Genomic DNA, 10,370 nt, shown 5'->3' on the forward strand with positions numbered 1-10,370 from the left:
CTGGTGCGTACTGATGACCGAGTAGCTGGAACTCAAAAAGCACTGGATTTGCTACAACCGGAACGACTCTCTGATCGCACTATATTCCTTAAGCCCAACTATAACACCGGAGATCCCGCCCCAGCCGCTACAGATACGCAACTCCTAGAGGCGCTGGTGCAAGAGTTACAGACTGCTGGAAGCCAAGGAATTACCATAGGCGATCGCTCGGGTATGGCAGATACTCGTCAAGCCATGGAACAAAAACAGGTGTTTCAATTGGCTGATCGCTATGGCTTGGAAACCATTGTTTTTGATGAGATGGATGCCGATCAATGGCAGTATATTGCCGCCGAGGGAACTCATTGGCAAAAAGGGTTTGCCTTTGCTCGTCCGATTCTCGATGCTGGAGCGATTGTTAATACCTGTTGCTTGAAAACTCATCGTTTTGGCGGTCATTTTACCCTGTCGCTAAAAAATTCCGTGGGGATGGTTGCCAAATATGTGCCGGGGGATTCGTTTAATTATATGCAGGATTTACATTCTTCCCCTCATCAACGAGTCATGATTGCCGAAATTAACCAAGCCTACAAACCCGCGCTGATTCTATTAGATGGGGTAGACGCTTTTGTCAATGGTGGACCCGCCTCTGGGAAGAAGGTAAAAGCCGAGGTAATGCTAGCGGGAACCGATCGCGTGGCGATTGATGCAGTCGCCATTGCCATCTTGCGATCGCTTGGCACTACTGATGCGGTTTCTAGTGGTTCAATTTGGCAGTTAGAGCAAATTCAACGAGCCGTCGAACTAGGATTGGGTGCTAGCAGTGCTGAACAAATTGAACTGGTAACGGCGGATAGCGCTAGCCAAACCCTGGCAGATCAAATCCGTCAACTGTTAACAATTTAGCGATCGCCTGTTGAGTGTTGGTATAGCAGTCGCCAAGTCGATTAAGACAAATGAAGGTGCTGAAACCTTGACCAGTCAATCTTTTCCCTTCTGCCCTCTGCCCTCTGCCCTCTACCTTTTGCTATACAATTCCATCACCTTGGTAATCGGTAGCCGCGACTGCACACCGATAGTTAAGGGAGAGGTATGTCCACGATTCAGGTGATCCGCCGCCGCACAACCAATCATGGCAGCATTATCGGTACAATACTTAATCGGTGGGAAAAGAACGCGCAACTTGTGAGCTGACGCCGCCCCTTGCAGGTGCTGTCTCAAGCCACTGTTTGCCGCAACGCCACCCCCAACAGCAATTGTGGTTAACCCATAATCGATCGCGCAATTAACCGCCCGTTTGGTAAGCGATCGCGCCACGGTTTCCTGGAAACTGGCGGCTATATCCTGAACAGGTAATTCATCCCCTTTTTGTTCTAATTGTTGCACTAATCGCAAGACAGCCGTCTTCAACCCACTGAAACTGGAATCATAAGGATGATACCCCCCACTCGCACGAGATACCTTCCCTTCCGGTAACCCAAAGGCGTGAGGATTTCCTTCCTTGGCTAACCGATCAATCACAGGACCGCCGGGATAACCTAAGTGTAACAATCGCGCTACCTTATCAAACGCCTCACCTGCTGCATCATCACGAGTTGAACCCAGCATTTCATAGACGCCACAATCCTTAACATAAATTAAACTGGTATGACCCCCAGACACCAGCAAACATAAAAACGGCGGTTCGAGTTCGGGTTCAATCAGATAGGTGGCATAAATATGCCCTTCTAAGTGATGCACTCCCAGAAACGGCTTATCATGAACCATTGCCAGGGTTTTCGCTGCGGTTAACCCCATCAACAGCGAACCCACTAAACCGGGCGCACAAGTCGCCGCGATGCCATCAATCGCCTCCCAACCCAGATTCGCTTCGGTTAAAGCTTGGGCGATCGCGGTATTGATCATCTCCAGATGCGATCGCGACGCCACTTCCGGTACAATCCCACCATAAGGCTGATGCACCGGAATCTGAGATGCCACGACATTACTACAACAAGTGCGATCGTGCACCACCGCCACGGCGGTTTCGTCACAACTGGTTTCTATGGCTAAAACACAAGCCATTTGCCCATAACCCGAAACAATCAATTTACATTTTAATTAATTAAACTTTACTAGGTTCAACCTCTCAGAGTAATATTGCTGGAGTGTACAAATCATTTCTGTGTTTCGTACACAAAACTTTTGATTTCGTAACAAAAGGAAACAATTCTATGCGACGATTGTTGGCTCTACTTTTCGCCGTGACCCTCTGGTTTAGCTTTGTCAATCCAGCCTTGGCTGATTTTGACCATCTCACACCCTGTAGTGAGTCACCCGCATTTCAGCAACGGGCGCAGAACGCTCGTGCAACCACCGATGACCCCAATTCCGGGCAAAAACGCTTTGAGCGCTATTCCGAAGCCCTCTGCGGTGATGACGGACTGCCTCACTTGATTGCTGATGGTCGCTTCAGTCGGGCTGGCGACTTTCTCATTCCCAGCATTCTCTTTTTGTACATGGCTGGCTGGATTGGTTGGGTTGGTCGCGCCTATTTACAAGCGATTCAAAGCGAAAAGAAACCCGAAGAAAAAGAAATTATCATCGACATGCCGTTGGCAATTAATAAAATGCTCTTTGGTTTTGCTTGGCCCCTAGCCGCCGTGCAAGAAGCCCTCTCTGGCAAATTATATGCCAAGGAGGAGGAGATCCCCGTATCCCCTCGCTAATCTAAGAATTGACAACTGGAGATCGGATTTGATGGCTGTAGAATTCTCCGTCATTTCGGCGAATTAAGGTCATACTCGCTTTCCCCATCTTCTAGTTACACGATTGATTGACTTACCTACCACGTTCAGGAGAAGTTTGATGCAGTATTTTCTCAAGTATCTTTCCTTAGCCCCGGTGTTAATTGCGATTTGGTTAACCATTACCGCCGGAATTTTGATTGAATTTAACCGCTTTTTCCCGGATCTCCTTTTCCATCCCATGCCTTAAGCGGAGTGGTGGGTATAGATTGAGGAGAGAATTTGTTGGTATTGTTCTTTAGTGACATCCTCCCAACAGCATTACCACCACAAGCTATCCAAAAATCCTAGTTATAGGATTATTTGTAGCCGGGAAACTCGCTATTGCCTCATCGTAATTTTGAGTTTCCCCCGATAACCCTGTCCCCCTGATTGGCGAGGACGGGGTTTTTGATGAGGGATGGGGAAGATGGGGAAGATGGGGGAGAATTTCCCTAATAACAGATATCCTAAAGAATATTGTGATTGAGAAGAGTTATGGCACGTTTAGCCCTGCTGAGTGTATCGGATAAAACTGGACTGGTTGAGTTTGCCCGCCAGTTAGTGACAGAATTTGACTTTGCCTTAATGAGTAGTGGGGGAACCGCGAAAGTCCTGCAAGCGGCGGATTTACCCGTAACTAAAGTATCAGATTATACAGAATTTCCCGAAATTTTAGGCGGTAGAGTAAAAACCCTGCATCCCCGAATTCATGGCGGTATTCTGGGACGGCGCGATGTGGCGGAGGATGTGGAACAAATGGCAGCCCATGAGATTCTACCGATTGATTTGGTCGTGGTGAATTTGTATCCCTTTGAGGAAACGATCGCCAAACCGGATGTAACGTGGAAAGAGGCGATCGAAAATATCGATATTGGTGGACCTGCCATGTTACGGGCGTCAGCGAAGAATTACGCCCATCTCACGGTGTTATGTAATCCCAATCAGTATGATACCTATCTCGAACAATTACGCCAGCATGAGCATCACCCGTCTCTAGAATTCCGCCAAGCCTGTGCAATAGAGGCATTTTCTCATACCGGTGACTATGATCGCGCGATCGTTTCCTACCTAGGCAAAACCCAGGAACCCCGCAGCGAAGCCCCGGAAGCACCATCCCTTCCCCAAGATTTTGTCCTCTCCGGAAAGCAACTGCAATCCCTACGCTACGGAGAAAATCCCCATCAATCGGCAACCTGGTATCAAACCGGAACCACTCCCGCAGGCTGGGCAGCCGCCACTAAACTGCAAGGAAAAGAACTCAGTTACAATAATCTGGTGGATTTAGAAGCCGCACGGCGGATTATTACTGAATTTACGGATTTACCCGCCGCCGCTGTCCTCAAGCATACCAATCCCTGTGGTGTGGCGTTGGGAGGTACGCTGTTTGAAGCTTACGAAAAAGCCTTACATGCTGACCCCGTTTCTGCCTTTGGCGGTATTGTCGCCCTGAACCATCCGATTGACCTATCGACAGCCGGGGCGTTAACCCAAACCTTCTTAGAATGTGTCGTTGCACCGGAGTGTGAACCTGATGCTAAAGAAATTCTGGCGAAAAAATCGAAGTTAAGAGTGTTACTGCTACCTGAGTTACCAAATGGTCCCCAGCAAACTGTAAAAGTTATTGCTGGCGGGTTGTTGGTGCAAGCGTCGGATGATGCTGTTGATCGCCCCGACGACTGGCAAGTTGTTACCGAAAAGCAACCGACGACGGATCAATTAGAGGAGTTATTATTTGCCTGGACGGTGTGTAAACATGTTAAATCCAATGCCATTGTCGTCACCCGCGATCGCACGACATTAGGAATTGGCGCGGGTCAAATGAATCGCGTGGGTGCGGTGAAAATTGCCTTAGAACAAGCTGGGGAAAAAGCCAAAGGGGGTATTCTCGCCAGTGATGGATTCTTCCCCTTTGATGACTCCGTAAGGACGGCGGCTGATGCTGGCATAGAAGCGATCGTACAACCGGGCGGAAGTTTACGCGATCAGGATTCGATTCAGGCGGCGAATGAATTGGGTGTAGTCATGGTTCTGACAGGTCGGCGTCATTTCTTGCATTAATTAGGTGGTGGGAAGAGGCAAGAGGCAACAGGCAACAGGCAACAGTTTCAACCCCCTGTTGAGGTGAACTTCGGCGCTTAGGTCGGCTTGCCATCCCAGGCGAAAGTATCTCTGCTTCCAGCAAGAGCTTCCCCTGCTCCCCCTGCTTCCCCTGCTTCCCCTGCTTCCCCTGCTCCCCCCGCTCCCCCTGCTTTTAGCGCTTAAGTTGACACCAATGCTCCTAAACCCGCCCCTACAATTGGGTCTAAACCCGTCTCGACAATGTTAATCTGGGATATCCAATAATTCCGACACCGTGACAAATTGATAACCGCGCTGTTTGAGTTCAGTAATCAACTTCGGTAAAGCTTGCACTGTTTTTGAGCGATCGCCACCACCATCGTGGAGTAAAATAATACCACCCGGTTGCACGTCTTCAAGGGCGTTATCGATTAATTTTGGCACAGTTATCCGATGACTTTGCCAATCTTTTGTATCGGCTGACCACATGATCACGGCATATTTTTTTTGGTGAGCATAGCTGACTAAGCCGTTATTTAAAATGCCAGCAGGCGGTCTGAATAACGCCGTTTTGACGCCAGTGAGTTGATGAATTAAAGTGGCGGTTGTCTCCAGTTCATGCGCCGCCGCCGATGGACTGTACTGGTGATAGTGATGATTCCACGTATGGTTACCAATGGCGTGACCTTCAGCCACAATTTGTTTCATAAGCTGGGGATGAGTCTTAACTGTCTTACCGACCACAAAAAAAGTGGCTTTGACATTTTCTCGTTTGAGAATGTCTAAAACTTGGGGGGTTGTTTGCGATGAAGGTCCATCATCAAAGGTGAGGGCAATCACTTTAGCGTTATCCTTAAGGACACGAGAATGAATGGTTTTGCCTTGAAATTCTACTGGCACAGAAAAGGTTAAGCGTTTGGCTTCTTCCTCTGCCAAGTGAACCAGCATTTTTTCATAGATATCTTGTTCCTCTCCAAGTAAGCCCTTGATTTGCAAACTCTGGGATGTTGATCGTTCTTGTTGGTTCAGATTTGGACTAGGGATCGCTAGTTTTGGGTTAACTGAACGAGCAACGGATACACTCAAACTTGCAATAAAACCAAGTGTGGCAGCGGTTAAACTAATGGATAATCTGTACTGCCAAACTAACTGACAAGGGTTTGCCACCTTTAATCTCCTTCACTCCTCTGAATACACAGGCGGCACGTCATGGTTGTTTAGCAGATCAGCAATTTTTGGATCATTCTTGTTGTAGAATAATCCAAGCGGCGGGTTGATCTATCGCCAGACATTTATGTCTAAGCGTAGATCAACCCGCTTGATGAATTCTGATGCTAAACCCTGCGTCTCAATCGCTAAACGCAACCATTTCGGGGGATATTCAGTTCGCTGTAGGGCAACTGGATACCGAAATCCGCCTTAGTGTTAATGATTCTTTTGTTAGTTACGACGCAAATGGCAGTATATCCGGGATAAAGGATTAGTTTTTTTGAGTGGGGGGGTGTAGCAGAAGGTAGTGGCGTGGCACACCTTAGCAAGATGAATTAGAATTACCCGGAAACTGTAGGGGCGCAAAGACTTGCGCCCGATTCAATGGTCAAATCTAATCCACAATTTTAGCTGTGCCACACCACTAGAAGGTTTAAGACGGTAATGCTTATAGGCAAGCTTTTATTCGTTAGTTGGCGATAATGCTTTTTCGTGGTATGCACTAATAATTCTATCGGTAACTTCAGGAATTGTTAATCCATCCGTATTAATTTCGATCGCGTCGGCGGCTTGGCGCAGGGGAGCTAAGGCGCGAGTGCTGTCACGCTGATCTCGTAATTGAATATCCGCCTCTAACTGTTCTAAACTGACAGTACCTTGGTCTTCGTCTTGAAGATCTTGCAGGCGTCGGCGTGCCCGTTCTTGAACCGAGGCGGTGAGAAAAATTTTCAGTTCAGCATCGGGGAAAACATGAGTCCCGATATCTCGCCCTTCAGCGACAACACCACCTTTAGACGCCCAGCGCTGCTGTTGTTTGACTAATTCGTGACGTACAACCGGGATCGCCGCGATCGCAGAAACATTGGCGGTAACGTCTAACGAGCGAATCGCCTGGGTGACTTCTTTGCCATCAATCCACACCCTCAAACTTTGGGGTTGGGAACCACTACTGATCAAGGATATTTGACATTGACTCACCAATTCCGCGATCGCAGGTTCATCAGTAAAATCAATTTCGGCTTGCAGCACTCGCCACGTCACCGCCCGATACATGGCTCCCGTATCCAGATACATTAAGCCTAATTGCTGCGCCACTAACCGAGTTACCGTGGATTTTCCGGCTCCTGCGGGTCCATCAATGGCAATAATCGGTTGGCGATTTCGCAGCCGGATATTATCAATTAATCGAGTTGAACCCAGACGAGCCGCGATCGCGAGTAATCCTTGATCTTCTACTTGTTCTAGGGGAGTCAGAGTAGTGGGATGGACTAATTCAATGTACTCGACTTGAATCTCCTCTATCAAGCTGAGTTCTGAGGTAACAGCAGCAATTAAGGCGGTGCGATCGCGCTCCCCAGCTTGGAACACATTTTGGGCATTTTGTAAACCCTTGTAGAGAATCGGAGCTTGTGCCTTTTGTGCTGGTGTCAAATACTGATTCCGAGAACTATGAGCAAGACCTGACGGCTCACGGGCGATCGGACAAGAGACGATAGTGACAGGTATATTTAGATCCGCGACCAAACGGCGAATAATCGCCAATTGTTGAGCATCCTTTTGACCAAAATAAGCGCGATCGGGTTGCACTAGATTTAATAACTTCGTCACCACCGTCGCCACCCCCTGAAAGTGACCTGGACGAGAATGACCACATAATATAGAAGTCATGGCTGGTGGGGGTTGGACTTGAGTGAACTCCGTCGGGGTGCCTGAATCGGATGGGTCATCACCATACAACTCCACGGCTGTGGGCGCAAAAATCACATCCACTCCCGCTTGTTCACAAAAGCGTTGATCCTCCTCCAACTGACGCGGGTATTGCTGCAAATCTTCCCCAGGTCCAAACTGGAGCGGATTGACAAAAATGCTGACAACGACAATAGCATTTTCGCGTCTTGCCCGCTCGATTAAGCTCAAGTGACCAGGGTGTAACGCTCCCATCGTCGGCACTAAACCGACGGTTTTTTGGGTTCGATGATGGTCTAAGTGGCAGCGCAATCCCGCGATTGTCGTAAACAGACGCATGAGAGTTTAGTGGTTGGATCTTAGATCGATGTTAGCAATTGTCATTGGTCATTGGTCATTGGTCATTGGTCATTGGTTATTGGTCATTGGTTATTGGTCATTGGTCATTGGTCATTCGTCCAAGAATTCATAAACTTTGTAGGGGCGACCCGCTTGCATTAATGAACAACTCCAGTTCACTCAATTGGGTCGGGTCGCCCTCTCCTCTCAAACGCGCCATGGCACGTCTGGAACATTCACAACCTTGTCCGACTAGGGAAGCGAAGGATTGGTCAGGGCGGGTTTTGCAGAAACGTTACCATCAATAGCCACGCATCAAGTTCCTAAACCCGCCCCTACACACTCAAAACTATTCCCTACTAGTGGCGTGGCACACCTTAATTGGTGGATTAGAATTGTAGGGGCGCAAGGCTTGCGCCCGGTTTAAACGTCAAATCTATTCCACAATTTTAGCTGTGTCAGTCCACTAGTGGCGTGGCACACCTTATTTGATGAATTAACCATTAGCCCCGAAACTGTAGGGGCGCAAAGACTTGCGCCCGATTCAATCGTCACATCTAATCCATCATTTTAGCTGTGTCAGTCCACTAGTTATCTAAAACCTCAATCCGTACAGGTGCCACACCCGTCCTAATCAATCCTAAGACTCTGGCGGCGGCGGCGGAAAGGTCAATGACTCGCCCTCTGGTATAGGGTCCTCGGTCATTAATCCGCACGATAACGGAGCGACCATTATTTAAGTTGGTGACTCGCACGTTAGTACCAAAGGGTAAGCTGCGATGAGCGGCGGTTAGGGCATTTTGATTAAATCGCTCACCACTGGCGCTGCGGTTTCCATGAAAGCCAGGACCATACCAGGAGGCAATACCCTTAACCTGGAAGCGTACTGGACCCAGGGCGACTTGGGCGATTGTCTGGGCTTTGGGTTTGCCCTCAATTTGGCGTATGGGGGGAGCATTACCCATCAAGCGTCGCAGTCGATTCGTGGCTTGTCGGGCATCTTCGGTTAGGTTTTCGGTGGTATCGGGCAGGATAGTGTTGTCGTTAACTTGCACCAACTCCTGGTCGTTTACCTTGATGCTGTAGCAGTTACACGACTCATTCCAACGAACGGCGATCGCCTCTGCATCAATATTATCCCGATGCAGTTGATTGAGTTGAGCCGCAACCGCTGTCGCCCGCCCTACGGCATCATCTGGATTGGCATTACTGGTTGAGGTGACACTGGGCGAGGCGGTATTGTCCAGTTGGTCTGCCTCTGAGGATGGATAGTCAGACACCGTTTTTGATGAGGAATACTCGGGTTCAGTGTCATTTCCCAGAGCCACTTCTCCCACTTTGGTGTCATTATTTGCAGTTGCAGGAGAACCTAAGAACGTCAGAACAGGGATGTCGCGCACATACAGAGTAGCCGCCTGACGCCCATCGAGTGAATAGGCATGAATTTTAGCAATGATTTCTTCTGCTTCCCCACCCTTGGCGGTGGGGGATTGAAATTCTCCCACTTTTACCACCTCTGGCGGCTGAGGGGTTGGTTGAGAGGAGGTGGAGGGAGGTGTTTGCCCAGAGTGTAGCGCTTGAGCGGGAGTCAAGTTGCCCTCAGAACCTTGGTCAACTGCCTGAGCTTGGTTAGCTGGATGGGATATCACTGTGCTGAGGGCTGTGGTTAAGACGGTAACAGTGAGACCACTCAAAATTCGCTGATTCATAAGCCTAGATCAAAAGCCTCTAGAATTCTACGTTTAGGGTTATGGATGGTGATGCAAGAGGATTAAGAAAAATCTACTGCAACTCATACTCATTTCGATTTCGTCCTATTTTTGTGGAACTGACACAGACTAACACGAAGTTTTGGGTTTGGGGATCAGTGATTTTTGGGAATCAGCCATAAGATTTTTTAAAGTGCAATATTATCGAGTTTGCCCTAAAGCCTGGTATGACAAGGATTTCCCGCTTTTACCCCTCTCAGGGAATTTACGAGTTTCTTAACAAAACTTTACAATAGAGGCAACAGACCTAGACCATCGCGGCGAAGGTTTTCCATCAATGCTGTAGGGGCGGGTTTTACCGATAACGTTTTGGCAAAAACCGATAACTGTAATAAACCCGCCCCTATATTCCTGGGTTGGGGCGGGTTTAGTCACATCGGGGCAGAAAAAAACGATAATAGTGAAACCCGCCCCTACATTCCCTGACAGGTGTAGGTTTTTTATTTTAGGGTGGGGACAAGACAAGGAGGACAAGGAAGGAAAGAAGACAAGGAGGAAAAACCGTACAAAATTAGGTTCGGTCAAACTCACTTCTAAAAGCCGAAACGCCCTATTTTCCGTT

The 10,370-nt window shown here is 48.4% G+C and carries 8 protein-coding genes; 4 read left to right on the plus strand and 4 right to left on the minus strand.

Annotated elements, in window-relative coordinates:
- Positions 1–885, plus strand: an 885-nt coding sequence (locus tag RIE73_RS16125; RefSeq protein WP_446402139.1) for a DUF362 domain-containing protein, incomplete at its 5' end; no start/stop codon positions are given.
- Positions 886–996: 111 nt separating this feature from the next.
- Here RIE73_RS16125 and tsaD read toward each other — a convergent pair.
- Positions 997–2,043, minus strand: a complete 1,047-nt coding sequence (gene tsaD, locus RIE73_RS16130) for a tRNA (adenosine(37)-N6)-threonylcarbamoyltransferase complex transferase subunit TsaD (protein ID WP_446402140.1) — start codon at positions 2,041–2,043, stop codon at positions 997–999.
- Between the two features lie 149 nt (positions 2,044–2,192).
- Between tsaD and RIE73_RS16135 the strand changes: the two genes are divergently transcribed.
- The 3 genes from RIE73_RS16135 to purH all read left to right on the plus strand — a co-directional run bounded on the left by RIE73_RS16135 (position 2,193) and on the right by purH (position 4,805).
- A complete protein-coding gene (locus tag RIE73_RS16135) occupies positions 2,193–2,687 on the plus strand; it encodes a Photosystem I reaction center subunit III (protein ID WP_446402141.1) in 495 nt (164 codons plus the stop codon).
- A gap of 139 nt (positions 2,688–2,826) precedes the next feature.
- On the plus strand, positions 2,827–2,955 hold the full coding sequence (gene psaJ, locus RIE73_RS16140; protein WP_446402142.1) for a photosystem I reaction center subunit IX: 129 nt from the start codon (positions 2,827–2,829) through the stop codon (positions 2,953–2,955).
- Positions 2,956–3,242: 287 nt separating this feature from the next.
- The gene (purH, locus tag RIE73_RS16145) at positions 3,243–4,805 is read left to right on the plus strand and encodes a bifunctional phosphoribosylaminoimidazolecarboxamide formyltransferase/IMP cyclohydrolase (RefSeq protein WP_446402143.1); all 1,563 of its coding nucleotides are present in this window, start codon (positions 3,243–3,245) and stop codon (positions 4,803–4,805) included.
- A 264-nt stretch (positions 4,806–5,069) separates the two neighbouring features.
- Here the strand turns inward: purH and RIE73_RS16150 are convergent, their stop codons facing one another.
- The 3 genes from RIE73_RS16150 to RIE73_RS16160 all read right to left on the minus strand — a co-directional run bounded on the left by RIE73_RS16150 (position 5,070) and on the right by RIE73_RS16160 (position 9,748).
- Complete coding sequence (locus RIE73_RS16150) at positions 5,070–5,972, minus strand: polysaccharide deacetylase family protein (RefSeq protein ID WP_446402144.1); 903 nt, start codon at positions 5,970–5,972, stop codon at positions 5,070–5,072.
- A gap of 504 nt (positions 5,973–6,476) precedes the next feature.
- Positions 6,477–8,039 (minus strand): bifunctional pantoate--beta-alanine ligase/(d)CMP kinase, encoded by a 1,563-nt coding sequence (locus tag RIE73_RS16155; protein ID WP_446402145.1) that lies wholly within the window; start codon positions 8,037–8,039, stop codon positions 6,477–6,479.
- A gap of 587 nt (positions 8,040–8,626) precedes the next feature.
- Entirely contained in the window at positions 8,627–9,748 is a 1,122-nt protein-coding gene (locus RIE73_RS16160; protein ID WP_446402146.1) for a septal ring lytic transglycosylase RlpA family protein, read from the minus strand.
- Positions 9,749–10,370 lie beyond the last annotated feature (622 nt).

Origin of the sequence: Coleofasciculus sp. C1-SOL-03 (assembly GCF_040220555.1) — a bacterium.
In the GTDB taxonomy this organism is placed as follows: Bacteria; Cyanobacteriota; Cyanobacteriia; order Cyanobacteriales; family Coleofasciculaceae; genus Coleofasciculus.

Excerpts from the sequence above, each read along its gene's own strand:
- tsaD (WP_446402140.1), bottom strand. The coding sequence starts at position 2,043 with ATGGCTTGTGTTTTAGCCATAGAAACCAGTTGTGACGAAACCGCCGTG.
- RIE73_RS16135 (WP_446402141.1), top strand. The coding sequence starts at position 2,193 with ATGCGACGATTGTTGGCTCTACTTTTCGCCGTGACCCTCTGGTTTAGC.
- psaJ (WP_446402142.1), top strand. The coding sequence starts at position 2,827 with ATGCAGTATTTTCTCAAGTATCTTTCCTTAGCCCCGGTGTTAATTGCG.
- purH (WP_446402143.1), top strand. The coding sequence starts at position 3,243 with ATGGCACGTTTAGCCCTGCTGAGTGTATCGGATAAAACTGGACTGGTT.
- RIE73_RS16155 (WP_446402145.1), bottom strand. The coding sequence starts at position 8,039 with ATGCGTCTGTTTACGACAATCGCGGGATTGCGCTGCCACTTAGACCAT.
- RIE73_RS16160 (WP_446402146.1), bottom strand. The coding sequence starts at position 9,748 with ATGAATCAGCGAATTTTGAGTGGTCTCACTGTTACCGTCTTAACCACA.